This window comes from Shewanella bicestrii (genome assembly GCF_002216875.1).
Lineage (GTDB): Bacteria > Pseudomonadota > Gammaproteobacteria > Enterobacterales > Shewanellaceae > Shewanella > Shewanella seohaensis.
On sequence record NZ_CP022358.1, the window covers coordinates 2102881 to 2128710 of the forward strand.

Consider the following 25830-nt stretch of genomic DNA (forward strand, 5'->3'; position numbering starts at 1 on the left):
TGACTTGGCGGCCAAACTATGGCTTGGCCGCGCTGTTAGCTAAGTATGTTTAGCTGTTTGATTGTGTATGGGTTATTGGCGATTAAGCTCAAGCAACATAACGCCAGCATGTGGCAGAGTAACTGATTGATTAAGCTTGAACTTATCCCCTGTGAAGACTGAGTTTGCCGAGCTATTGCTCGCCAATACCTTACGAAAGCGGCTTAACTCCAGCGTTTGTGCTTGGTCATTCTTGTTGTAAATCACCATCACTTTATCCGCATCGGCTTGGTAGCAGGCATTGCCCGCTGTGGCATGTTTAGCGACGCATCGAAATTGCACATAAATGCCGTTTTGCGGCACAAAGTGCAGTAAATCGCCCGTTTGCAGCGCGGCTGAATGTTTACGGTAATTGAGTAGGGTGCGTACAAACGCAAGCGCTTGTTGCTGTTTTGCGTTTAGCCCTTTACCGCTAAAACCGCTTACCTTGTTATTGGCAAAGCCACCCGGAAAATCGCTACGCACTACACCGTCGTGGCGGCCTTCGGTTGGGCTGGTCATCAATACTTCTGTGCCGTAAAACAGCTGTGGAATGCGTTTGGCCGTTAACACATAGGTGAGGGCCATTTGGTACAGCGGCAGGTTTTCTTTCAGCAGACTATAAATCCGATTGGTGTCGTGGTTGCCTTCAAAGAGGACTAACTGGCTTGGGTTAGCATACACCACATCATTCGCTAACATCTCGTAAAGCTTGATAAAACCAGTATCCCAGCCTTCGGGCTCGTTTAGGCTTTCAACCAGCTTTTCATAGAGCGGAAAGTCCATCAGGCTAGGTAAATCCGAGCGATAGCCATCGGCATTGATTTTGCCTTTTTGCCAATAGGAGACGGTAATGGGATTGGCGGTCCACTCTTCGCCGACAATATTAAAATGTGGGTATTCGGCCATTAAGGCCTTTGACCATTGGGCTAAAAAGGTTTTATCGGCGTAGGAATAGGTGTCTTCGCGAATACCCGAAAGCCCTGCGTATTCCACCCACCAAATGCTGTTTTGAATTAGATAAGTCGCAAGCTTAGGGTTGCGCTGATTGAGATCGGGCATCGAATCGACAAACCAACCGTCGACAAAGTCACTTTTATCCTGTGTGTCGGCGTAGGGATCTTGCACTGTGGTGCGTCTATGACTGGTAAAACTCGGGCTGGTAGAACTAGGGCTGGTAGAACTAGGGCTGGTAGAACTGGCAGCTTGAGCCGTATTAGCATCAGTGACATTGGGCTGCAGTGGGACATTGAGCCAATCACTGCTCGGTAAATCCTTTAACCACCAATGGTTTGAGCCAATATGGTTAAGCACTACGTCTTTAATCACCCCAAGACCATGCTGTTTGGCCTCTGTGACTAACTTTTGGTAATCCTGATTGCTGCCAAAACGCGGGTCGACCCGATACAGATTGGTTATGGCGTAACCATGGTAGGAGTATTGGGCTTGGTTATTTTCAAGTAGTGGGTTGATCCACAGCTGGGTGACACCTAATTTGGCTAAGTAATCTAAGTGCTGGCGTATACCTTCGATATCGCCGCCATGGCGACCATCGGAATTATCAGGCGCCGCATGCTCGAGCATATCGGCCTGATTATCATTGCTTGGGTTGCCATTGGCGAATCGGTCTGGGGTGATAAGGTAAATCACATCTTTATTGCTAAAGCCTTGGCGTTCGCGGCTGCCATCTGCCCGCGCAGCTAAAGTGTAGGGCAGTTGGAAGAGCTGCTTGTCGCCTGCGACAATGCGGATATCAAAGGTCTGCGGCTTGGCTTGGCGCAAATCTAAATTGATAAACAAATAATGGGGATTATCCGTCTGCTCAATCCCTTCAAACACCACATCTTGGCCAGTAATCTCAACCTTAAGTTGCGTAGCATCCGCGGGCAGTGCATTGCTGTGGAGCATCAGTTGCAGCTTAGGATTATGCATGCCCGCCCACCAAGAAAGTGGTTCGATTGTTAAAGGTGCCGTTGAGCTCTCTTCTGTAGGAATAAGGTTTGCTGATAATAAAGCTGCAGAACCAATAGTATCTGCTTGTGTATTCCAGCTAAATAGCAGACTAATGCTAAGTAAAAGATGTTGTCGTTTTAAGATCATAAGTGTTCCTTACTTCCTAACAAGTTGAGAATGCGTAGTACCCTTCAAGTAAATGTTAACCGTATGGCATTAAACCAACTGTGCGAGATATTGCTCATGAGTTGGCATTTTACTGACGCTATTATTTATTATTGCTCTGATATTACTAAAAAATTCAGCTAAGTCTTGTTGTTCAATCGTGTGAGCTAATGGATTAAAATCCTGGGGAATTATCCCTTGACCTAGCATGACTTGAGCCCAAGCCATTTCCGTGAAGAGTTCTTCTTTATGCCTGAAAATTGAGCCGGTTTGATTAAATAAGGTAATTTTTTGCTGCAAACTTTCAGGTACTTGCATCCGTTGACAGGCGTGCCAAAGAGAGTCTTGATTCGATACTGATCTTTGATTGAGATGATAGTGCAGGATAATAAAATCCCGGATTTGTTCGAATTCGAGTTGAGATTGGCGATTAAACTCATCCACATTGGCTTGCTCAACACCTTGGTGGGGAAAGAGTTTCGTTAATCGAATGATGGCCGATTGCACTAAATGAATACTTGTAGATTCAAGGGGTTCTAAAAAGCCACTCGATAGACCAATCGCTACACAATTATGTTGCCACTGCTTTAGCCTACGCCCAGGAATAAATGATATTTTTTTGGGTTCACAGAGTGGCTTGCCATCAAGCGTCGACAGTAACTTTGCCTTTGCTTCGTCATCACTCATGTAGCGACTAGAGTAGACAATGCCATTTCCCGTTCTATGTTGCAGTGGGATCCGCCATTGCCATCCCGCCTCATGGGCAATGGCTCGTGTGTAAGGGGGGATCTCAGCGACTTTTTCACTGGGTACCGCGAAAGCACTGTCACACAGTAGCCAATCTTGGTAACTCTCATAGCCAACATTAAGTGTTTTTCCAATCAAAAGGGCGGCAAAGCCTGAGCAATCGATAAAGAAGTCGCCCTGGACTTCTACGCCAGAGATTAGACTGAGGCTAGCGATATGGCCATTTTCACTGCGGTTGACAGTTTCAACTTTACCTTCAATACGTTTTACACCCGCTTTTTCACTATATTGTCGCAGTAATTGAGCGTAGCAAGCGGCATCAAAATGATACGCATGAGTTATCCCCGCTAAAGGTGAGTGGGGAATATGTTCAATAGCTTGAAATTTATGGTTTATTGCAGCCTGGTAATTGAGCGAGTAATCCCAAAATGCGGTGATAGTTTGGGGTTTTGTACTTAGCCAATAGTGGTGGAATTGAGTAAACCCTATGTCTTTGCCAAAGTTACCAAAGGCATGCATATAGCTATCACCCTGACTCCCCCAGTGCTCAAATTGAATACCGAGTTTAAAGGTGGCATGGGTTGCTTTGATAAATTCGTTTTCGGGGATCCCTAGAACACTGTTGAATAATTGCAGTGGTGGGATTGTGGCTTCACCAACCCCAATGGTGCCAATGTCAGCAGATTCTACAAGGGTAATATTGAGGGTTTGTTTAAATAACTTGGCGAGAAGTGCTGCCGTCATCCAACCCGAAGTACCGCCACCCACAATGACAATATCTTTGATTTGACCCATGGTTTAGCCCTTCGTTAATTAAGTAGGCTGATGATTTAATAGACATGAGAGGGTGTGACAAATATAAAAAGAAAAGCCTCTGCAATAATTGCTGAGGCTTTGCTGTCACTGTTAGAACTTATAGTTGGCGCCTAACATGAAGTTACGGCCATAGTTTTGGTAGTCACGTACTAAACGTTGGTCTGAACCTGTATAAGAGGTGAAAGGTTCATTGGTTAAGTTGTTGACTTGGAAAAGAACCGATAATCCGTATAGAGACTCTATGCCGCTCTCGCTGAAGTCATAGCTGACTTGAGCATCGACCACGGTTTCCGCTTTAATGTTCACGTTTTCACGTTGCAGACTGATCTTAGTCACTTCGCCGAGGAAGTCACTGCGGTAACGAGAGCTAATACGCGCTTCAAAGCCTGAGTTTTCATAATAAACGGTTGCGTTTAAGGTCTTTTCAGACAAACCAGGTAGAGTTGTTGGTGCACTGCTTGGTGTCTCTTTCACCTCACTGTCGTTGTATGAACCACTTAAGACTGTACCGAAACCACTTAGCACATCTGCAAACATGCCAAAGTCTAATGACACTGCAGCTTCAATCCCTTGAACATAACCACCTTCACCATTTTGTGGTTGGGTGATCACACCGATTGGATTACCTGGTACGCCTGGGAAGAGGGTACTGAAGTCGAAATCCACTTTTTGATCATAGACATAGTTTTCTAGGTCTTTGTAGAACACTGCGACAGAGAAGTAGCCTTGATCGCTAAAATAGTTTTCATAACTTAAGTCATACTGACGTGCTAACCAAGGACGAAGTTCTGGGTTACCCGCGTTACCTGTCCAGTTAACGCCATCATTTGGATTTTGGTTATAGCTGTAGTTCAAGTTGGCATTCATCTTATCCATACGTGAACGAGTCAAGGTACGCGCCGCGGCAAAACGTACGACTTGGCTATCTGCTACTTCAAAGCTTAAGTTTAAGCTTGGTAGCCATTCGACATAGGAATCACCTGCCGTGCGTGGTGTTAATTCAACAATCCCATCTTCGACTGTTGCAACTGTACCGTCTGATGATTGATCGGTATACACAGCTTGAAGGCCAGCATTACCAGTGAATGGAATACCAAATACTTCAGACTCTAGATTCGCTAAGACATAACCCGTTGTCACTTTTTCCTGTACTGCCCAAGAGTTAGTGGCACGAGATAAGTCTACATCGGCGACGTCGGTCTCGATATAGTTGCCGTCATTATAGAATGCTAATGAGTCATAGCTCAGTACATCACCCATACCAAAGAAGGCGAGGGATGTTGGATCGAGTAGGTATTTGTCAGGAACCGTCATCGTATAATCAGCTGAACCATCATAGCCTTTTAGCGTTAAATAGTAGCCTTTGTCGATTTTGGTTTTATCACGGTCGGTGCGGTTAACACCAAACTCAATGCTGCGAACCGCGCCACCATCGAGAATGTATTCAGCACTTAGACGGAAAGACTTTAGTTCATCTTCAATTTCGGGTTTGTTAATAAAACCGTCCTGAGTATTGGCGCCAAGTGGGCTACCCCAACCGAGAGGATCGCCAAGTTTGATAACGTTTTTATCTGCATAATCCAGGTTGTGATCAAAAACATATCCACCTTTGCCATTGTAGGCAAAGCTTAAATCATCCACTGCCCCTACACCTGTGCCGCGACCAGTACCTGAGTAGCTCTCCATACCAATGTCGGTACGATTGGCTTTAGACAGGGACAAGTCCGCTTCAAGGTTCCAGCTATCGTTGATGCTGAATTTGTTGTTCCAGCCGATAGACAAGGAATCTGCATCACGTTTATTTACGTCGTTACGCACAACGACTTCAGCACCTTTGATGACGCCTTCAGTCACTAAGCCATCGACAGTTGTCGTGGCAACCACTCCGCCGTTAGTTCCCCAAGCCGCGGGGATCTCAATACCACGTAGGCGTTGATCATCGACAAATTTTGAATAGTAAAGATCGAGAGTCGAGTGGAAACGATCGTTCGGAGCGTACTCTACGACGGCCAGTACGCCATCACGTTCTAATTCGCTAGAGCGGACAAAAGGTTTAGCTCCACCTAACACGCTATCGCCATTGGCATTTTCAGGATAACCCCAAGCTTGCCAACGTTCTTCTTGGTTAGGTGATACCATGCGCGCATAACCGACTGCCACACCTAAGGTATCATCGGCAAATTGGTCAATATAAGAAATGCTACCGCGATAGCCTTTATCGTCAGAGCCGCTGTTAAGGGCACCGAGATCGTTCATCTCGCCACGTACAGCGACAGCAATTGTTTGCTCACCATGTGCAAGAGGGCTAATCGTTTGCATATCGACGGTACCGCCGATGGCTTGCGCCATTACCGAAGCATCTGGAGTTTTATAAACAACTACGCGGTTTAATAATTCGGATGGATATTGGTCAAACTCTACACTACGGTTATCGTTAACTGAGGCTTGTTCACGGCCATTGAGTGTTGCGGTTGTAAAATCAGGTCCCATACCACGGATTGAAATCACGTTCGCACGACCATCTAAACGTTGTGCCGATACACCTGGTAGACGGGCAAGTGATTCTGCAATACTTACGTCGGGTAATTTACCAATGTCTTCTGCTGAAATCGCTTCAACAATAGAAGATGATGACATTTTTAAAGATTGAGATTCTTGCAGGCTACGGCGGATACCTGTTACTTGGATGACTTCAATATTGTCATCTTGTGCTGCGGTTGTTTGTGCAGTCGCATCATCTGCTGCGTAGGAGTGCATACTGGCGCCTGCAGCAACGAGTGCTAAGGTCAGCAAGCTGGGTTTAAATCGCATCATTTCTATCTTCCCCTTGAAGTCGCTTTTTACCGCTTATGTAGAGCGTTTTATCGTTATTACCGCATTGTTTTTGCGGCCTTTTTTTGGTATCTCGGCGCTTAATTGACTGCATAAGTGCTGCGTTTATGACCAAATTGTTATGCAACGGTGAAGATACTACTCCCGAGAATCTTGGCGTCACAATATTGTGCATACGTATTCAATAGGTCATTGGCCTGCCAAAACCGGCATTTCGGCCAAAAAAACTCCGATTTTATCTCCGGCTATTTCAACGCAACCTTATGTTAGTAAAGGGTTAATTTTATCTTAATAAGACAAGTCTAATGATAGTCCGTTTTGCATACGTATGCAGGCGTATTGAACCTTATTTCCCTGTTCACGTATGCTCGTTGCCACTAATACAAGCCGTAGCGCCTTTACTCCGCAGTAACATGATTGTAACTGCTCATGAGAGAGTTTTTGGGTTAGCGCGCTGAAGAATAAGGATAAAGGGGCAATATGAGTGAGTTAACTTGGTGGCGTGGAGCCGTGATCTATCAAATCTATCCACGTAGCCTTTTGGATACTAATGGTGATGGCGTTGGCGATCTGCGCGGTATTATCACCAAGTTGGACTATATTGCCAGCCTGAATGTGGATGCCATTTGGATTTCGCCGTTCTTTAAATCGCCCATGGACGATTTTGGTTACGATATCAGTGACTATCGTGAGGTCGATCCCTTATTTGGTTCAATGCAGGATTTCGATGAGCTGATTGAAAAAGCCCATCAACGCGGCATTAAAGTCATTATTGACCAAGTGCTAAGCCATACCTCAGATCAGCATGCTTGGTTTTGTGAGAGCCGCGAGAGCCGCACCAATCCTAAGGCCGATTGGTATGTGTGGGCCGATCCTAAGGAAGATGGAACGGCGCCAAACAACTGGTTAGCGATTTTCGGTGGTTGCGCCTGGGAGTGGGAACCGCGCAGACAACAATATTATCTGCACAACTTTTTACGCAGTCAGCCCGATATTAACTTCCATAATCCTGAAGTGCGTCAAGCCGTGTTAGATAATGTGGAGTTTTGGTTGAAGAAGGGCGTCGATGGTTTCCGCTTAGATGCGATTACCTTCTGTTATCACGATGAGCAGCTGCGGGATAATCCGGCCAAACCTAAGGATAAACGCCAAGGTCGCGGATTCAGTGAAGATAATCCCTATGCCTATCAGTACCATTACTACAATAATGATCGTCCGCAAACAATTCTATTTATTGAAGAATTGCGCCAACTGATTAATCGCTATCCGGGTGCTGTGACCTTAGGCGAAGTCTCCGCTGAGGATTCTCTCGCCGTGATGGCTGCCTATACCAAGGGTGAAGACCGCTTACATATGGCCTACAGTTTTGAGCTGCTGACCGATGACTATAGCGCCGCTTATATTCGCCAAACCGTCGAGGCACTCGAAGCGAGTATTGGTGATGGTTGGCCTTGCTGGGCGATTGGTAACCACGATGTGCAGCGCGTCGCCAGCCGTTGGGGACGGGGCAAGCAAACCCACGACATGGTGAAAATGCTTAATGCCATGCTCAGCTCACTTCGCGGTAGTGTTTGTAGTTACCAAGGGGAAGAGCTCGGCTTAACCGAGGCGCCAATTGAATACCATGAATTGCAGGATCCCTTCGGTAAAACCTTCTGGCCGATGTTTAAGGGCCGTGATGGTTGCCGCACTCCGATGCCGTGGGAACAACGCGCCGATTTTAGCGGCTTTAGCCAAGTGACACCTTGGTTGCCTGTGGCGAATGCACACAGAGCACTGGCGGTGGATGTGCAGGAGGCCGATCCCGCTTCAATGCTGCAGGGCTATCGTCAGTTCCTCGCGTGGCGCAAAGGCTATCCTATTTTAATCGAAGGGGAGATTGAGTTCCTCGACGCGCCAGAACCCTTATTGGTATTTGTGCGCACGCTCGGTGAGCAAAAGTTACTGGTGTGCTTCAATCTGTTAGATCAGGAAATTGAATGGTCACTGAAGGAGCTCAACCTACAGCAAGAAATTACCGGTCACGGGTTGAAAACTGCGCAAAGGGTCGCCGACACATTGACATTTTCGGCCTACGCCTGCTTTTATGCGCTGTTGAACTAGTTTTCAACCGCGCATAACATCACTTCGGATGGGCAGCACAAATTCATTGTGACTGCCTGTCGTGGAACGAAAACGCCTAAGGGACATTCCCTTTAGATAATAAAAACATGATTAGAGAGCACAACTATGGCGTCATCTATAAACACCAGCAGCCACACGAGCAGCGTGAGTGAGGCGGGAAACGGTAATTATCGTTTTGCGTTAGTCTCATTGACCTCACTGTTTTTTATGTGGGGCTTTATTACTTGTCTGAACGATATTCTGATCCCCCATCTTAAGGCGGTGTTTTCACTCAATTACACCCAAGCGATGTTGATCCAGTTCTGTTTCTTTGGCGCTTATTTTCTGGTGTCGATCCCTGCGGGGCAGCTGGTTAAACGACTCGGCTATCAAAAAGGCATAGTCACAGGGTTAGTGATTGCGAGTATCGGCTGTGGTTTGTTCTATCCCGCCGCGTCCTTTGCCACCTACGGATTGTTCCTCGGCGCACTGTTTGTCTTGGCCTCAGGGATAACGATTTTACAAGTAGCGGCTAACCCCTATGTTAACGCGCTAGGTAGCAGCCAGACGGCATCGAGCCGCTTAAACCTGACGCAAGCCTTTAACGCGCTAGGGACCACAGTTGCGCCATTTTTTGGCTCGATTTTGATTCTGTCCGTTGCAGCCACGGCATCCTCTGAATTAGCGCAAGCCAATGCCGAGGCGGAAGTGGTTAAGCTGCCTTATTTGCTGTTAGCGACCGCCCTTGCAGTACTGGCGGTGATTTTCGCTAAGCTCGATTTGCCGGTGATCCGTGAACACAGTGAAGCCGCTGCGGGCGAAGTACAAACCCATTTAGGCAAGACTAGCGCGCTGCAAAGCACCCATTTGGTGTTAGGTGCGGTGGGGATTTTTGTTTATGTGGGCGCAGAAGTGTCGATTGGTAGCTTCTTGGTTAACTTCCTCGGCGAATCACACATCGTCGGCATGCCAGAAGAGCAAGCGGCCCATTACATCGCCTATTACTGGGGCGGCGCTATGGTCGGGCGCTTTATCGGCTCGGCGGTAATGCAAAAAATTCCTGCTGGCACAGTGCTGGCTTTCAATGCCTTGATGGCGGCATTGTTGGTGCTGGTGGCGATCACCAGCAGCGGCACGTTGGCGATGTGGGCGATTTTGGGCGTGGGATTATTTAACTCCATTATGTTCCCCACTATTTTCAGCTTAGCGCTGCGTGACCTCGGTCCGCACACGTCGCAGGGTAGCGGTATTCTCTGTTTAGCCATTGTGGGTGGTGCGATTGTGCCATTGTTACAAGGCGTATTAGCCGATAACTTAGGCATTCAATTGGCCTTTATTCTGCCAGTGGTGTGCTACGGTTTTATCCTGTTCTATGGCGCGAAAGGCTCTAAGATGTAACGGCATTGGCCGATTCGATAAAAGCGATCCCCATGGATCGCTTTTTTATTGGACTTTTTTGCCTCTAAAAGGCGACTGGGCATCAGTTTACTTGCGTATTAGTGCCTGACCTCCTATGATCCCTCGGTTTTATTACTCACGGTGACCTGTAAATGTTGAATTCTCCGCTTTCTGCCAGCTCGAATGAATTAGTGATCAGTATCTTAGCTATGGTACTGAGCGAAGGAAAACCCTTAGACCGGGCCTATTCTCAGCATTTTTCGGGGTTAAAGTTAGTACCCGCCGAACAGGCGCGTATTGCCACTGTGACGGGCGATATTTTGCGCCGGTTAAATCTGTATTGTTTCTTAGCCGAAATTAAGCCGGAAGAAATGGAGCGTTTAGGCTCCAAGCTGCTTAATGTGTGGCATTTATTCCACAAGCTAGAACTGCCTAAGATGCAGTATTCCTTGCCAGTCGATGCCGAGCGTTTAGCCGAGCGTATCGAGCAGGCGCAGCGCCAACCCGTACTTTGGCACGGTTGCCCAGAATGGTTAGATGCTATGGGTCAAGCCCAACTTGGTGCATCTTGGGAGAAGGAGCGCGCCGCCTTAAGCACTCCGCCTAAACGTTTCCTGCGGGTCAATGGTCTTAAAGTGAGTCGTGATGAGCTCGCGCAAAAACTGGCGGCCGAGTTTGTCACCACCCAAGCGGTGGAAGGTGTAGATTCCGCCCTTGAAGTGACCTCTGATTCCGCGCTGTTTCGCACTAACAGCTTTAAAGACGGTCTATTTGAGCAGCAAGATGCGGGCTCACAACGTGTGGCCGCCGCGCTCGATGCCAAACCGGGAATGCGAGTGATCGATGCCTGTGCGGGAGCGGGTGGCAAGACCCTACATATCGCCGCGCAGATGCAGGGCAAAGGCCGTTTATTGGCGATGGATGTGGAGCAATGGAAACTCGACAACCTCAAGGAACGCGCCCGCCGTAATGGTGCCCACAATATCGAAACCCGATTAATTGTTGGCTCAAAAACAATTAAACGCTTAAAACTCAGCGCCGATCGTGTACTGCTCGATGTGCCTTGCTCTGGCCTTGGGGTTTTAAAGCGCAATCCCGATGCCAAATGGCGTGATACCGCCGAACGTTTGCCGGTACTGATGGAGCTGCAAAAGCATATCTTAAGCAGTTATAGCCGCATGGTGAAGGTTGGTGGCATTGTGGTGTACGCGACCTGCTCAATTTTCCCCTGTGAAAACCGCGGCCAAGTGGATGCTTTCTTAGCGGAAAATCCCAATTTCCGTTTACTCGAAGATGAAACCATCAGCCCCGCCGAGACGGGTTTCGATGGCTTTTATTTAGCAAAACTTGAGCGAATTCAAGAATAAACCCGCGTTTTATCCCGCCACTAAAGCACGTTTTCATCCATCATTGAAAAGTTGCTTTAGTGCGCCTAAATACCTAAAATTCACCCCTGATTTACAAAGATTGTTCATCTTAGTAAGGTCGTTAACTTAAGCGCTAAATGACTAAGGGATGTATGGACGAAGGAATTGCGGTTACGGGCAGTATCGGCGAGATTAATGCTCAATTTAATCAAAGCGTTAGCTTAGAATGCTATAACGGCATCTTGTCTATGCTGCTCAATGGTGCGCCATTAGCAGAAATCCTCCATGCTTTAGTGTTAAAAATTGAAGATCAGCGTTTAGGCACGCATGCCTCCGTATTGCTACTCAGCGAAGACGGCAAAAAGCTGCTCACGGGCGCAGCGCCCCATTTACCCGATAGTTATAACCAAGCCATTCATGGGGTCGAAATTGGTCCTGGGGTTGGCTCCTGCGGTACCGCGGCATTTACTGGTCAGCGGGTGATTGTCGATGACATTGAACACCATCCCTATTGGGCACTCTATAAAGAGTTTGCATTAACCCACGGGCTGAGGGCTTGTTGGTCTGAACCCATCAAAGATACTCAAGGCAAGGTTCTAGGTAGTTTTGCCATGTATTATGAGGAGGTTAAATCGCCGACTGCCGCGGATTTAACCTTGATTGCCGAGGCGGCGAGACTGGCGAGTTTAGCGGTAGAGCGCAGTCGGTCACTCGAGTTTCAGCGCCTTGCGGTGAAAATATTTGATCGCCTACCTCTGTCGTTAGTCATCACCAATGCCAGCCATTCCGTGCTCTATGCTAACGATGCGTTTACCCAGATGGTTTATCCTGAAACCACTGATATTCATGATTTTTGCCCCGAACACTTTTTCTCTCCCTCTGAGCCCCACGAAATCGATTCGCTGTTTCAACATCTGTCTGAGGGCAAAATGTGGCAGGGTGAGTTGATTGGCCTGCGCAATAACGGTGAAACCTTTTACCTCGATTTAACCGTGACCGTGTTTCGTGAGCCCCATAGCAACGAGAATGGTTTTGCTTGGCTATTTTCTGATATCAGTGAGCGTAAAAAGGCGGCTCAGTTAATTAAGTATCAAGCCAACAATGATTCCCTCACTGGGCTGGCAAACCGTAATGCCTTGTTTAGACAAATCCAAGAGCTGATCTCCGCCGACAGCTTAACCCCAGGTTTTAGCTTTATGCTGATGGATTTGGACAACTTTAAACAAGTGAACGATACCTACGGCCACGACAAAGGGGATGCGCTGCTGGTGCAGGTCGTGGAGCAGATTAAGACCTGTTTAAATGAGCATGCGGTATTTTCACGCCTAGGGGGCGATGAGTTTGCGCTGCTGCTGCCGGGCCTTGTGACACAAAGAGAATTGTCACAACTGGCGGAGAAAATTAACCAGCAGGTTTATCGCCGTTATGAGCTGTCCCAAGATAAAGGGGTGTATAGCTCTGTGAGTATTGGGATTGCGCGCTTTCCCGAGGATGCGCTGGATTTGGAACAGCTCTTAAACTGCGCCGATCAGGCCATGTATATCTCCAAGGCCAATGGCCGTAACCGCTACCATTTTTTCACCGAGCAAATGCAGCAGAATGCCGAGCGTATTGCGAATTTACATACACTGTTGAAACAAGCCTTAGAGCAAGAAGCCTTCGAGTTGTATTTTCAGCCGATTGTGGATGCGACAACTGGGCTGGTTTTGCGGGCCGAAGTGCTACTGCGTTGGCAGCACGAGGGGCAGTTTATTTCCCCCGATGAATTTATTCCTATCGCCGAGAACAGCGGTTTAATCGTTAATATTGGTCGCTATGTACGTAAAGCTGTGATGCAAACCATTATCGACATGCAAGCACTGGGGTGGCCAATCAATTTAGCGGTTAACGTGTCGACCTTTGAGTTTTGGTCCCACGAGTTGCAGGATGCGTTTTGCGACTCCTTCGCCGATATTATCGAAGAGCTGGGGTTAATTGAGTTTCCCTACGAGCTTATCACCTTAGAAATCACCGAATCGCTGCTGATGAAACAGCATGTGCATTTAATCCAAGTGCTGAACGAGTTACGCGGCCGAGGCATTAAAATCTCCCTCGATGATTTTGGTACTGGCTATTCCTCTTTATCCTATTTGGCGAATTTCCCGATCGATCAAATCAAAATCGATAAGAGTTTTATCGATAGGTTAGATGAAGGGGAGCGCCACCTCGCACTGATTGAGGCGATTGTACGCTTAAGTCATGCGCTGAATTTGAGTGTGACGGCAGAAGGGGTGGAAACCGATGCGCAGCTTAAGGTGATGATGGAAAACCATATTCAAGAAATTCAAGGCTATATCTTTTATAAGCCCATGCCCAAGGCGGCATTTTTTGAGTTACTTGCCGAGCAAGCTGCGGCACATCACCATTCCTGATGAGTTCAAACTAACCTCAAAAAAGAAGAGCGCCATAGGCGCTCTTTGTTTATCACTTAGCCGCTAACTGGCCGTTAATCACCAAACTTAAGTATTCGGTAAAATCATGCCCATGGTTTTGTAACATTTTAGGGAACATCGAAATCGGCGTCGAACCCGGGAAGGTATTGATTTCATTCAATAGGATTTCATTATCTTGGGTTAAGAAAAAGTCGATACGTGACAGATGGCGAAGCTTCATGCCCTTAAAGGCTTTAATTGCATAGGCGCGGATCTGCTCGCTGATGTCAGTTGGTACGTTTTGCGCGACCACATCGGTGCGGGCCTTACTGCTCTTGGCGTATTTTTCATCGAAGGTGTAGAAGGTATTGCTATCGCAGATGATTTCGCCCGGCAGAGTCGCAACCACTTCGCCTTGATACTCATAAACGGCGACTTCAAGCTCACGGGCCTTAATGGTTTTTTCGACAATCACATAGGGCGCATAACCGAAGGCATCTTTTAACACGCCAGCGACTTTGCTGCTGTCATCGACTTTATAGCAACCTACAGAAGAACCTTGAGATGCGGCTTTGACGAAAATCGAACCCCAGTTTTCGAGCGCGGCTTGGGTTTGGGCAATCGCTTCATCATCGTATTGATTTAAGAAGATATAAGGTGTGTTAGGGATGCCTAGAGCACTGAACCACATCTTAGCGGTGATCTTGTTAAAACAGTTGCTGCTGGCTTCGGACTCGCAACCAAAGTAGGGCAGTTGGATAAGATTGAAGTAAGACTGAATGTCGCCTGTCTCGCCCGGATAGCCGTGAATACAAGGGATCACATAATCCACAGGCCAAGGCGCCTTGGTCTCATCACGGAAGCGAATTTCGCGGTTATTGGTCAGCTCACAGTCATCGCCTGCGGCGGTTTGGTATTGGCCAAACTTGTCCAGTACCACACGCAGTACATTAAACTGCTCGGATTTTGCTAATGAGGTTTCAAAATAATTAGCCGACAGTAGGGAAATATCGTGTTCCGCACTTCCACCGCCGCACAGCAAAAGTAAATTGATTTTTGACATTGTGATTCCTCGATTGAGCAAAATGCTGTTGAGTTGCCTTTTGCAACTCGCTTACTAACGACGACTAGGTGACTTCCTGCCACAGGGCTTTTATCTGCGCTAAACACATAAGTTAGCCGCAGCCATCTTAGATTTCTTGCCCCCTAAAGTGCAAGGACTCAGGCAAAGGAGTTTGACCGAGTGATGAATTTTAACGCATTTTTACTGGGCAATAAAAAACGCGCCGAGGCGCGTTTTAAAGTATGTGTCTTTTAACGGACAAATTAGAAGTTCGCAGTACGTGGAGCGCGTGGGAATGGGATCACGTCACGGATGTTCGATACGCCCGTCACGTAAGACACTAAACGCTCGAAGCCCAGACCGAAACCTGCGTGTGGCACTGTGCCGTAACGGCGCAGATCGCGGTACCACCAGTAATCTTCTTTGTTCAGATCCATTTCTTCTAAACGCATATCCAGTACGTCTAAACGCTCTTCACGTTGCGAACCACCGATGATTTCACCTATGCCTGGGGCTAACACGTCCATCGCGGCAACGGTTTTACCGTCTTCGTTAAGGCGCATGTAGAAGGCTTTGATATCTTTTGGATAGTTCTTCACAACCACAGGGGCTTTGAAGTGCTCTTCGGCCAGATAACGCTCGTGCTCAGAGGATAAGTCGATACCCCAAGACACAGGGAATTCGAACTCACGACCACATTTTTGCAGGATCTCAACCGCATCGGTGTAATCCACTTGGGCGAAATCACTTGATACGAAAGACTGCAGACGCTCAATCACAGTTTTATCCACGTGCTGGGCGAAGAATTGTAAATCGTCCATACGTTCAGCTAATACGGCGTTAAAGGCGTATTTCAGCATGCCTTCGGCAAGGCTTGCGATATCGCTTAAGGTCGCGAACGCCACTTCAGGCTCAACCATCCAGAATTCCGCTAAGTGGCGGCTGGTGTTTGAGTTTTCAGCACGGAACGTCGGGCCAAAGGTATAGATTTTTGACAGGGCACAGGCGTAGGTTTCGCCGTTCAACTGGCCCGATACGGTTAAGAATGCCTCTTTACCGAAGAAGTCTTTGTCATAGTCTACTTTGCCATCGCTGGTGCGTGGCAGGTTTTCCATATCCAGTGTGGAGACTCGGAACATTTCACCCGCGCCTTCACAGTCTGATGCGGTGATCAGCGGTGTAGATACCCACACGAAACCATTTTCGTGGTAGAAACGGTGAATCGCTTGAGACAAACAGTTACGTACGCGGGCAACGGCACCAATGATGTTGGTACGTGGGCGTAAGTGGGCCAGTTCGCGTAAATGCTCGATTGAGTGACGCTTAGCCGCCATTGGGTAAGTGTCTGGATCTTCAACCCAGCCTGTCACTTCAACGTTTGTGACTTGTAGCTCATAGGCTTGGCCAGCGCCAGGAGATTCCACAATCTCACCGGTTACGATCACAGAGCAGCCAGCTGTCAGCTTTAACACTTCGTTGTCGTAATTTTCTAAGCTATTTGGCACAACACCTTGAATAGGATTAAAGCAGGAGCCGTCATAGACAGCTAAAAAAGAGATGCCAGCTTTCGAGTCACGACGGGTTCTGACCCAGCCACGGACTGTGACTGTCGAACCAACTGCGTACTCACCTTTAAATACAGAAGCGACCGATGCAATGCTCATTGTTGCTTAGTTCTCCAACGAAACGTTTTATATGAAAATTTTTGGAGGTTTATATTACCTTGCTGGTGGCTTTTCTCAAGCTGAAAAAGGTATCCTGAGGTTAATATTACTAATATTGAGTGATAGGGTGCCTTAAAACTTGGGAGGCGGTATGCGGAAAGTCAAAATATTTCAGATGATCCTCGCCACATTATCCATTCTGGGCTGGACCTTGGCGGTGTACGCGCTGATGGTGTTTGGCGAGGCTCGCCCCGAACGAGAGGTCGGATCCTACTTGAGTCGCGGTGAAACCTTCAGACACTATTGGGACCCAAGCGAAACCGAATTACTGCAATACATCATTTGGGGTTGCGGTGCGATAAGCCTGATAAGTCTGGCGTTTAATTACTATGTCGCCCACCACAGCAAACTGGGTTATTGGTTTAATATTCCCTTGCTGCTGCTAACCTCGTTAGCGGCGGGCTTATATGTGCATTTTGTGATTTGAATTATCCAAAAGAGCAATGCGGTTTACAGCATCTCCTCGGGAAGACTCAAATGCCGACAGAGGTGATCGATAATCGCCGCCGTCGCGCCCCAGATAAAACGTTGCTGATACGGGATAAAATGTACGCTGTAATAACGCCCTTGGCGTAAAAACTGTTTGCGGTGGCGATTTTGCGGTTCGATAAAAAAGCTTAAGGGCACGGTAAAGCAATCGGCGACTTCACCGGGATCGAGCCTTAAGGCAAAATCCTGCTTAATCATGCCCACCACTGGAGTTATTTCAAAACCGGTAAAGGTGTTATGGGCGGGGAAAGTGCCTATCACTTCAACATTTTCCCGGCAAAGACCAATTTCTTCTTCCGCTTCCCGCAGCGCAGCCGTAATGGCGCTGCTGTCACTGGGTTCAATTTTGCCGCCTGGAAAACTAATTTGCCCAGGGTGCGCCCTAAGGTGCATCGGCCTTTGGGTTAAAATCAGATTGAGCTCGCCCTGGATTTCCTGCAAGGGGATCAGTACCGCGGCTTTACGCAACCCAAGGTGAGGGATAGCCGCGGGATCTTGCGTGGCTAAAGGATGCAGATTAAATCTGAGTCTAAATTCCGCTTGATCCATAGGCTTCCTATTCGTTTCCTGACGCTTATTGAGGGCTATCGAGTAAGGGTAAGATGCGGCTTATCTTATCGAAGCTTTCTTGGTACTCTGCATCGACATTGGAATCCGCGACAATACCGCCGCCCGCCCAGCAATAGAGTTTACCTTGCTCTGCCACGATTGTGCGGATGGTGATACTGGTGTCCATTTGCCCATCTTGGCTGATATACCCCATGGAGCCACAATACAGACTGCGGCGTGAGGGTTCCAGCTCTTCAATAATTTCCATCGCGCGGATTTTAGGCGCACCGGTAATCGAACCGCCGGGAAAGGCCGCCCGCAGCAAGTCACAGGCGTGGTATTGTGGGTCGAGTTTGGCGGTAACGGTACTGACTAAATGGTGCACCGCAGGAAAGCTTTCAACGGCAAATAGATGTGGCACTTGTACAGTGCCGGGCGCGGCGACTTTACCTATGTCATTGCGCAGTAAATCCACAATCATCACGTTTTCGGCTCGATCCTTGGGTGAATGGGCAAGGGCTTGCGCTGCTTGCTTATCTAGCATCGGGTCGCTATGGCGCGGCAGCGTGCCTTTAATCGGTTTGGTTTGAATATCGTCACCGCGCAGCTGAATAAAACGCTCGGGCGAAATCGATAAAATCGCGTTGGCATCAAGCCGCATAAAGGCGGAGAAGGGCGCTTGATTGGCACTTCGTAGCTTGCAGTAAGCGCGCCATTCATCGCCTTGATACTCCGCTTCAAAGCGCTGGGTCAAATTAATTTGATAGCAATCGCCGCTATGCAGATACGCTTGTACTTGATTAAATTTCGCGGCGTACTCAGCTTTGGTCAGCTGCGCCGACCAAGGGCTTGTGAGACGAAATTCGGCCTGCTTTGTGGGTTTGGCTATTTTTACTTCAATTATTTTCAATTGAGTATCGAGGGCGGCATCCCCTAAATAGTGCACCATAAACCAGCTTTGCTGCTGATAATCGAAAATCAATGCCCAGTCGTAAAAGCCAATATTCATCTCGCCGAGGTGAATATCCTGCGCCGCAGTGCAGGGGAGCTGTTCAATTCGACGGCCTAAATCATAACTAAAGCTGCCCATGGCGCCGCCACTAAAGGGCAAATCGCAGGCAAAAGAGTGTGGATACCAATGGCGCAGCAGCTGTTTGACCAGGGTAAAAGGGTCATCCTGCGGGCTGAGGTGAGTCGGTTTGGCTAATTCAGGCTGATGAACTTGAATGTCAGTCTGCTCGCCTTGGGTGATGAGGGTGGCGATGGGACCTGCGCAAATCATATCGAATTTAGCGTCCTGATGGGCCGCATTGGCTGAATCGAGCAGTATCGCCCAAGGTTCTGCCGCAAAGTGTTCGAAGATTGCTGCTGTGCTGAAAGTCCAGTCAAGTTGGCGTACTGCCAGCGGTAATGCCGCCCTATTTGCCATCAATTAACCCTATCTAAAAATGTGATGTAGCCCAAAAAGATGGGAAAGAGTATCATATTGGCCCAGAAAGAATTACACAAAAAACAAGTAAGGCCCTAAAGGCTGCTGGAGCGCACCTACTATGTCATCTCACCATGAAACGTCTGAAAATGTAGTGATTAAACAAGCCGACTTTATTGAAAGTGTGGCCGATGCCCTGCAATACATCTCCTATTATCATCCCAAAGATTTTGTTGATGCCATGAGCGAAGCTTATGAGCGTGAGCAAAGTGCGGCGGCGAAGGATGCGATTGCGCAAATTTTGATTAACTCGCGTATGTCTGCCGAAGGTAAACGCCCACTGTGTCAAGACACAGGTATTGTGACCACCTTCGTTAAGATTGGTATGGGGGTTAAGTGGGACAAAACCGATATGACCGTGCAACAAATGGTCGATGAAGGTGTGCGTCGTGCTTATACCAATCCAGATAACCCACTGCGTGCATCGATTGTGGCTGATCCTGCTGGTAGCCGTAAAAACACCAAAGACAACACGCCATCTGTCGTGCATATCGATATGGTGCCAGGCAATCATATTGAAGTTGCTATCGCGGCCAAGGGCGGCGGCAGTGAAAACAAAGCCAAGATGGTGATGTTAAACCCATCTGATGATATCGCCGCTTGGGTTGAAAAAACGCTGCCAACCATGGGGGCGGGCTGGTGTCCTCCAGGTATGCTTGGCATCGGTATTGGCGGCACCGCTGAAAAAGCCGCGGTGCTGGCGAAAGAAGCGCTGATGGAAAGCGTGGATATCCATGAGTTAATGGCGCGCGGTGCAGAAACCAGCGAAGAAAAACTGCGTTTAGACATTTTCGAGCGTGCTAACAACCTCGGTATTGGTGCGCAGGGTCTTGGCGGTTTAACCACAGTGTTAGACGTGAAAATCAAATCTGCACCTACTCATGCAGCATCAAAACCTGTGGTGATGATCCCGAACTGCGCGGCAACTCGCCACGTACACTTCCATTTAGATGGTACGGGCCCTGCTGATCTTGCACCACCATCACTGAGCGACTGGCCAGAAATCACCCGCGAAGTGGGCAGCGATGTGCGCCGTGTTAACTTAGACACAGTCACTCAAGCCGATATCGAGCAGTGGAAGAGCGGTGAAACCATCCTGTTAAGCGGTAAAATGCTCACTGGCCGTGATGCTGCCCATAAGCGTATCCAAAGCCTGATAGAGAGCGGCGAAGGCTTACCAGAAGGCGTGGACTTTACTGGCAAGTTTATCTACTACGTGGGCCCAGTTGACCCTGTTGGTAACGAAGTCGTGGGTCCTGCTGGCCCAACAACCGCGACCCGTATGGACAAGTTCACCGATCTGATGCTGGATAAAACCGGCCTGATGGGCATGATTGGTAAGGCTGAACGTGGTCCAGCGACCGTAGAGTCTATCAAGAAGCACAAAGCTGTGTACCTGATGGCTGTGGGCGGCGCGGCTTACTTAGTGTCGAAAGCCATTAAGAAATCCCGCGTAGTGGCGTTTGCCGACTTAGGTATGGAAGCAATTTACGAGTTTGACGTACAAGATATGCCAGTGACTGTGGCGGTAGACTCAAACGGCGTGAATGCCCATGAAACTGGCCCTGCGATTTGGAAAGTGAATATCGCTAACGCCAAAGCCTAAGCAAATGGCCTAAGCGAATGTCCTTCTTGCAAAAATGTCGCTTTTTAAAGCGAAATTTGAGTGGGAAAGGGCGGCGGGTGGCACTCAATGATGCCATTCGATGCTGACTGACAATTTGTCACAAAAAAATACGCTCAAGTACGCCTTTTGGCTTGCTTGAGCGTTTTTGTTTCGTTAGTGTGGCAAACTTATCTTCACAAAGACGATTGATGATCGTTTTGACCGTTCATTCGGTACAACTACCGAATGTGTTTAACAAAAGATGGATATAACAATGAAAATAGCTCCTCTCCTATTGGCGCTTGGCGCGGCTGGTTTGGCCTGCTCAGCCCACGCGGCCGATCCTAAGCCTTTTACTGTGCAACAGCTGGTTAAACTCAACAAATTGCATTCAGCCGCGGTGTCCCACGACGGCACAAAATTGGTCTACGGTCTGAAAACCGTTAATGACAAGGGAGAGGCGAGCTCAGATTTATATATTCTCGATTTGACGCAAGCGGACGCGAAACCGATGCAGATCACTTCTGCTGCGGGTACTGAGCACGATGTCAGCTTCGCAAACGATGACAAATCGATTTATTTCCTCGCCAGCCGCAGTGGTTCAAGCCAACTGTTCCAACTGCCATTAACGGGCGGTGAAGCGCAGCAAGTTTCTGATCTGCCATTGGATATCGATGGTTACAAACTCTCTAACGATGGTAAGCAAATCGTGCTTAGCATGCGTGTATTCCCAGAGTGTAAAGACTTAGCTTGTTCAAAAGACAAATTTAAGGCCGAAGAAGAGCGTAAATCGACGGGCCGTGAATACAAACAGTTGATGGTGCGTCACTGGGATACTTGGGAAGATCATGCCCGTAACCACTTATTTGTGGGGGCCCTTAACGGCGAGAAGCTGACCAAAGTGGTGGACATCACCCAAGGTTTAGACACAGAAACCCCACCTAAGCCATTCTCAGGCATGGAAGAAGTGACCTTCACTCCTGATGGCAAATATGTGGTGTACAGCGCCAAAGCGCCAAGTAAAGATCAAGCTTGGACCACAAACTACGATCTGTGGCAGGTGAGTGTGAACGGTGGCAAAGCCACTAACTTAACCGCCGATAACATCGCTTGGGACGCCCAGCCAACATTCTCAAGCGATGGTCGTTACATGGCGTACCTCGCGATGACTAAACCCGGCTTCGAAGCTGATCGTTACCGCATTATGCTGCGTGATACTAGCACTGGACAGTCGAAGGAAGTGGCACCGCTGTGGGACAGAAGCCCAAGCTCGCTGATGTTTGCACCGGACAATCGTACTCTGTATGTGACGGCTCAAGACATTGGTCAAGTGTCTATTTTCAAAGTGAATACTCAGTTTGGTGATGTGCAGTCTGTCTACAGCGACGGCAGCAATAGCCTGATTGCGATCGCCGACGATCAACTGATCTTCGACAGCAAAACCTTAGTTGAGCCGGGCGATCTGTATCGTATCAACACCGACGGCCAAGGCCTGAAACGTCTGACTGAAGTCAACAAAGATAAACTGGCCGAAATCAAATTCGGTGAATTCCAACAATTTAGCTTTAAGGGTTGGAACAACGAAGATGTTTACGGTTACTGGATCAAACCTGCTAACTACCAAGAAGGCAAAAAGTATCCGATTGCATACCTAGTCCACGGTGGTCCACAAGGTTCATTTGGTAACGCCTTCAGTGGTCGTTGGAACGCCCAGTTATGGGCTGGCGCGGGTTATGGCGTTGTGATGGTGGACTTCCACGGTTCAACTGGTTATGGCCAAGCCTTTACCGATTCTATCAGCCAAGATTGGGGCGGTAAGCCATTAGAAGACTTACAAAAAGGTCTGGCAGCGGTGAGCCAACAACAAAAATGGCTCGATCCACAAAATGCCTGTGCCTTGGGTGGCTCTTACGGTGGCTACATGATGAACTGGATCCAAGGTAACTGGAACGATGGCTTTAAGTGCCTCGTTAACCACGCGGGTCTGTTCGATATGCGCTCTATGTACTATGTGACCGAAGAAGTATGGTTCCCAGAGCATGAGTTTGGCGGTACTTACTCAGATAACAAAGCCTTATATGAGAAGTTTAACCCAGTAAACTATGTGGAAAACTGGAAGACACCAATGCTGGTTATCCATGGCGAGAAAGACTTCCGTGTGCCTTATGGTCAAGGTTTAGCCTCATTCAGCTATATGCAACGCAAGGGTATTCCATCAGAGCTGCTGATTTTCCCTGATGAAAACCACTGGATTTTAAAGCCAGAAAACCTAGAGCAATGGTACGCGAACGTGTTCCGTTGGATGGACAGCTGGACGAAAAAGTAACCGAGGATGATGGACTTAAATCCACTGGGTATTAAGTCCAATTAACTTGTTGCCAAAGCCAGAACCCTGTTCTGGCTTTTTAATACTAGGATTGTGAATCTAAGTCAGTTAAACACTGGACTTATCAAGGAATGAAGATGCTGATCAGAGCGGCGACTACAACAGATATTGAGGCGATAAGCGCATTAATCACGCAGCTTACACAAGTTTATATTGCTCCCACCTGCACAGATGTGGGCGCTGAAACCTTAGTCAACGCCATGTCGGTTGAGTCGGTGGCTCATTATTTTGCCTTAGGTTATCAATATCATGTCGCAGTGAATGAGGCTGGCGAACTCGTCGGTGTGGTGGGGATGAAGGATAACAGTCATCTTTATCATCTATTTGTGGCGGATATTGCCAAGGGGCAAGGCCTGTCGCGTCAGCTGTGGGAGCTTGCCAAAGCTGAGTGTCTCGCCAAGGGGAATCCCGGCACTTTTACCGTTAACTCGGCGGTGAATGCGCTGCCTGTTTATCAGCACTTTGGCTTTGTTGCACAAAGTGATATTCGCGAGCGCGGTGGGATCCGCGATATTCCAATGCAACTCGTGCTTTGATCTATAACGATCTTTAACCATAAGACCAAAACATAAAATCAGAAGAAGAGAACCTATGGCGAATGTGAGTTTTTACCCAATCGGGACTGTCGGTGAAAAATGGGGCGATGCCGAAAAGGCCGCATGGTTTGGTAACACGCAAATTAAGCGTTCATACCAAGACAATGTTGTCACGCCATTAAAGGCGATGGAGTCACAACTGGCCGAAATAGGGCTGAGTGTGGTGCAATATGGCGCCTTATCGATTGATTCTGCGCGCTATCCCTTGTTTGCGGTTAAATCTGCTACGTTCGATCCGAACAAGAAAACCGTCTTAGTCACAGGTGGCGTACACGGCTACGAAACCAGCGGCGTGCATGGCGCCTTGGCTTTTTTGGCTAACAACGCGGTTTACTATGCTGAGCGCGTAAACTTAGTGGTGGCAGTGTGTGTAAGCCCTTGGGGTTATGAGACCATTAATCGCTGGAACCCGAAAGCTATCGATCCAAACCGCTCGTTTTATGCCAATAGCCCGGCAGAAGAGTCGGCAGCACTGATAGCACTTGTGGCAAGCGTTCCACAAGGTTTTGATGTGCATGTGGATTTACATGAAACCACCGACTCGGATGAAGATGAATTTCGCCCAGCCTTGGCCGCGCGTGATGGCAAAGACTTTATTCCCGGCACCATTCCAGATGGATTTTACGCCGTAGGCGATACCGAAAATCCGCAGGATGCCTTCCAAAAGGCGATTATCGACGGGGTGAGTAAAGTCACTCACATCGCGCCCGCAGATGAAAAGGGCGAGATTATCGGCTCGACAGTGGTGCAACACGGGGTGATCAATTACCCATTGAAAGCGCTAGGTTTATGTAGCAGTGTGACGGGCTGTATTTATAACACCACCACCGAAGTGTATCCCGACAGCCCATCGGCCACGCCCGCAGAGTGCAATCTAGCCCAAGTCGCAGCAATCACCAGTGCCATCGACTATGTGTTAGCGTTGAACTAGTGGAGTTTTTTGGTACTAGGCTTGAACAATCGTAACGCTTGCATGGCGTGAACAGTTGATTTTTCTTAAGTTTCATCCATAAAAAAGCCCTCAAACGAGGGCTTTTCTATTGTCATATCCAACCGCTGTAGCACTGTACTAATGGTTACTTTAGTGGATACATTTTTATCGTATATGTACCACCATATCCATTTCTAAATCTGGCAGATTCTTTTATTCGAGAGTAGTTTCTCCAATAAGTTGTACACTGAGCGGACAAAACATTTCGCTTTGGATTTATCGTACCGAGCAGATAATTCAAGGTGAGGATTGTTAAAATCATTCATCAACAGTAAGTTAGTGATACTTGATGGAGAGGTTTAAACGATTAATTGGCGTTAGTGGCGATTGCCAAACAGCGGTTCACATAAAGGAGTTATGATGAGAAAGATAAAACAAGTGGCGTTACTGAGTATACTCTTGTTGGGAGGCTGCGCCTCCTACACTACGCCCGGTGGCAGTGTGGCTATTGGTCGTTTGGCGGAATCGGATATTAATGCGCTGATGTCAGTCCAAGCGGCTGCCACATTCCCCGCACATATTGCTGTTGCACGTATTCAGGCGCCGGGTTATGCATCCTATCGTTTAAGCAGTTTTGGGACTGGGCGTTACAGTGTGGTGACAACCCGTGAAGTCGAAACAGAAGCCGATTTTACTCAGCTAGCCAAAATGCCGCAGGTGGCAGGGATTGCACCGTTAAACCGTATTTTATTGCCGGAGCAGTTAGATTCTATCAAATCACTGCGGGAAGCCGCGGCAAGGCTCAAGGCGGATATCTTACTTATTTATACCTTCGATACCTCTTTCCATGCGGGTGAGCAGCAATTTGCGCCGTTAAATGTCATTTCCCTTGGGCTATTAAAGAATAAAGAAGTGAGTGTGACGACAACCGTATCGGCGGCTCTGTTTGATGTGCGCACCGAATATTTGTATGGATTAGCGGAGTCGACGGCTAAGGAGAGTCGCAACGCGTCGGTATGGAGCACCTCTGATGCAGTCGATGATTTGCGTAGGGTGACCGAAAAACAGGCGTTTTCGCAGCTTATTCCTGAAATTGAAAAAACATGGGCGGGAGTGATTGCCCAATATGTGAATTCATCAATGAAGTTGACGAACTAAACTTTGATGCGTTTTCAGATAAACAAATG

The 25830-nt window shown here is 48.0% G+C and carries 17 protein-coding genes; 10 read left to right on the plus strand and 7 right to left on the minus strand.

Going from position 1 to position 25830, the window contains the following annotated elements; translation table 11 throughout:
• Positions 1–72: 72 nt before the first annotated feature.
• From CF168_RS09250 to CF168_RS09260, 3 genes are all read right to left on the minus strand, one after another.
• Positions 73–2118, minus strand: coding sequence for a glycoside hydrolase family 13 protein (locus CF168_RS09250; protein ID WP_086903981.1), 2046 nt, complete (start codon positions 2116–2118; stop codon positions 73–75).
• Between the two features lie 69 nt (positions 2119–2187).
• Positions 2188–3678, minus strand: a complete 1491-nt coding sequence (locus CF168_RS09255) for a tryptophan halogenase family protein (protein ID WP_086903980.1) — start codon at positions 3676–3678, stop codon at positions 2188–2190.
• Positions 3679–3789: 111 nt separating this feature from the next.
• Positions 3790–6513, minus strand: coding sequence for a TonB-dependent receptor (locus CF168_RS09260; RefSeq protein ID WP_089067673.1), 2724 nt, complete (start codon positions 6511–6513; stop codon positions 3790–3792).
• Positions 6514–7011: 498 nt separating this feature from the next.
• Between CF168_RS09260 and CF168_RS09265 the strand changes: the two genes are divergently transcribed.
• From CF168_RS09265 to CF168_RS09280, 4 genes are all read left to right on the plus strand, one after another.
• On the plus strand, positions 7012–8634 hold the full coding sequence (locus CF168_RS09265) for an alpha-glucosidase (protein ID WP_086903251.1): 1623 nt from the start codon (positions 7012–7014) through the stop codon (positions 8632–8634).
• Between the two features lie 126 nt (positions 8635–8760).
• Entirely contained in the window at positions 8761–10032 is a 1272-nt protein-coding gene (locus CF168_RS09270; RefSeq protein ID WP_086903252.1) for a sugar MFS transporter, read from the plus strand.
• 152 nt (positions 10033–10184) lie between these two features.
• Positions 10185–11399: an RsmB/NOP family class I SAM-dependent RNA methyltransferase gene (locus tag CF168_RS09275; RefSeq protein ID WP_086903253.1), complete on the plus strand. Its 1215-nt coding sequence runs from the start codon at positions 10185–10187 to the stop codon at positions 11397–11399.
• Between the two features lie 152 nt (positions 11400–11551).
• Entirely contained in the window at positions 11552–13810 is a 2259-nt protein-coding gene (locus CF168_RS09280; RefSeq protein ID WP_086903254.1) for a bifunctional diguanylate cyclase/phosphodiesterase, read from the plus strand.
• 52 nt (positions 13811–13862) lie between these two features.
• Here CF168_RS09280 and CF168_RS09285 read toward each other — a convergent pair whose 3' ends face one another.
• Entirely contained in the window at positions 13863–14873 is a 1011-nt protein-coding gene (locus tag CF168_RS09285) for a D-alanine--D-alanine ligase (protein ID WP_011622892.1), read from the minus strand.
• Between the two features lie 263 nt (positions 14874–15136).
• A complete protein-coding gene (asnS, locus tag CF168_RS09290; RefSeq protein WP_086903255.1) occupies positions 15137–16537 on the minus strand; it encodes an asparagine--tRNA ligase in 1401 nt (466 codons plus the stop codon).
• Positions 16538–16688: 151 nt separating this feature from the next.
• Here asnS and CF168_RS09295 point away from each other — a divergent pair, with 151 nt between their 5' ends.
• A complete protein-coding gene (locus CF168_RS09295; RefSeq protein WP_088211276.1) occupies positions 16689–17024 on the plus strand; it encodes a hypothetical protein in 336 nt (111 codons plus the stop codon).
• Between the two features lie 23 nt (positions 17025–17047).
• Here CF168_RS09295 and CF168_RS09300 read toward each other — a convergent pair whose 3' ends face one another.
• Both CF168_RS09300 and pabB read right to left on the minus strand, forming a co-directional pair.
• Complete coding sequence (locus CF168_RS09300) at positions 17048–17635, minus strand: CoA pyrophosphatase (RefSeq protein WP_089067674.1); 588 nt, start codon at positions 17633–17635, stop codon at positions 17048–17050.
• A 25-nt stretch (positions 17636–17660) separates the two neighbouring features.
• The gene (pabB, locus tag CF168_RS09305; protein WP_089067675.1) at positions 17661–19064 is read right to left on the minus strand and encodes an aminodeoxychorismate synthase component I; all 1404 of its coding nucleotides are present in this window, start codon (positions 19062–19064) and stop codon (positions 17661–17663) included.
• 121 nt (positions 19065–19185) lie between these two features.
• Here pabB and CF168_RS09310 point away from each other — a divergent pair, with 121 nt between their 5' ends.
• The 5 genes from CF168_RS09310 (at position 19186) to CF168_RS09330 (ending at position 25801) form a co-directional block, all read left to right on the plus strand.
• Positions 19186–20730: a fumarate hydratase gene (locus CF168_RS09310; RefSeq protein ID WP_089067676.1), complete on the plus strand. Its 1545-nt coding sequence runs from the start codon at positions 19186–19188 to the stop codon at positions 20728–20730.
• Between the two features lie 274 nt (positions 20731–21004).
• Positions 21005–23056 carry an alpha/beta hydrolase family protein gene (locus tag CF168_RS09315; RefSeq protein WP_164717957.1) on the plus strand — a complete coding sequence of 684 codons (2052 nt, stop codon included), beginning with the start codon at positions 21005–21007 and terminating at the stop codon, positions 23054–23056.
• A 137-nt stretch (positions 23057–23193) separates the two neighbouring features.
• Entirely contained in the window at positions 23194–23652 is a 459-nt protein-coding gene (locus CF168_RS09320) for a GNAT family N-acetyltransferase (RefSeq protein ID WP_086903259.1), read from the plus strand.
• 55 nt (positions 23653–23707) lie between these two features.
• Positions 23708–24643, plus strand: coding sequence for a M14 family metallopeptidase (locus CF168_RS09325; protein ID WP_086903260.1), 936 nt, complete (start codon positions 23708–23710; stop codon positions 24641–24643).
• A 420-nt stretch (positions 24644–25063) separates the two neighbouring features.
• A complete protein-coding gene (locus CF168_RS09330; RefSeq protein ID WP_089067678.1) occupies positions 25064–25801 on the plus strand; it encodes a hypothetical protein in 738 nt (245 codons plus the stop codon).
• Positions 25802–25830 lie beyond the last annotated feature (29 nt).

Excerpts from the sequence above, each read along its gene's own strand:
- asnS (WP_086903255.1), bottom strand. The coding sequence starts at position 16,537 with ATGAGCATTGCATCGGTCGCTTCTGTATTTAAAGGTGAGTACGCAGTT.
- CF168_RS09330 (WP_089067678.1), top strand. The coding sequence starts at position 25,064 with ATGAGAAAGATAAAACAAGTGGCGTTACTGAGTATACTCTTGTTGGGA.
- CF168_RS09280 (WP_086903254.1), top strand. The coding sequence starts at position 11,552 with ATGGACGAAGGAATTGCGGTTACGGGCAGTATCGGCGAGATTAATGCT.
- CF168_RS09285 (WP_011622892.1), bottom strand. The coding sequence starts at position 14,873 with ATGTCAAAAATCAATTTACTTTTGCTGTGCGGCGGTGGAAGTGCGGAA.
- CF168_RS09275 (WP_086903253.1), top strand. The coding sequence starts at position 10,185 with ATGTTGAATTCTCCGCTTTCTGCCAGCTCGAATGAATTAGTGATCAGT.
- CF168_RS09325 (WP_086903260.1), top strand. The coding sequence starts at position 23,708 with ATGGCGAATGTGAGTTTTTACCCAATCGGGACTGTCGGTGAAAAATGG.
- CF168_RS09265 (WP_086903251.1), top strand. The coding sequence starts at position 7,012 with ATGAGTGAGTTAACTTGGTGGCGTGGAGCCGTGATCTATCAAATCTAT.
- CF168_RS09310 (WP_089067676.1), top strand. The coding sequence starts at position 19,186 with ATGTCATCTCACCATGAAACGTCTGAAAATGTAGTGATTAAACAAGCC.
- pabB (WP_089067675.1), bottom strand. The coding sequence starts at position 19,064 with ATGGCAAATAGGGCGGCATTACCGCTGGCAGTACGCCAACTTGACTGG.
- CF168_RS09315 (WP_164717957.1), top strand. The coding sequence starts at position 21,005 with ATGAAAATAGCTCCTCTCCTATTGGCGCTTGGCGCGGCTGGTTTGGCC.
- CF168_RS09250 (WP_086903981.1), bottom strand. The coding sequence starts at position 2,118 with ATGATCTTAAAACGACAACATCTTTTACTTAGCATTAGTCTGCTATTT.
- CF168_RS09295 (WP_088211276.1), top strand. The coding sequence starts at position 16,689 with ATGCGGAAAGTCAAAATATTTCAGATGATCCTCGCCACATTATCCATT.
- CF168_RS09260 (WP_089067673.1), bottom strand. The coding sequence starts at position 6,513 with ATGATGCGATTTAAACCCAGCTTGCTGACCTTAGCACTCGTTGCTGCA.
- CF168_RS09255 (WP_086903980.1), bottom strand. The coding sequence starts at position 3,678 with ATGGGTCAAATCAAAGATATTGTCATTGTGGGTGGCGGTACTTCGGGT.
- CF168_RS09300 (WP_089067674.1), bottom strand. The coding sequence starts at position 17,635 with ATGGATCAAGCGGAATTTAGACTCAGATTTAATCTGCATCCTTTAGCC.
- CF168_RS09270 (WP_086903252.1), top strand. The coding sequence starts at position 8,761 with ATGGCGTCATCTATAAACACCAGCAGCCACACGAGCAGCGTGAGTGAG.
- CF168_RS09320 (WP_086903259.1), top strand. The coding sequence starts at position 23,194 with ATGCTGATCAGAGCGGCGACTACAACAGATATTGAGGCGATAAGCGCA.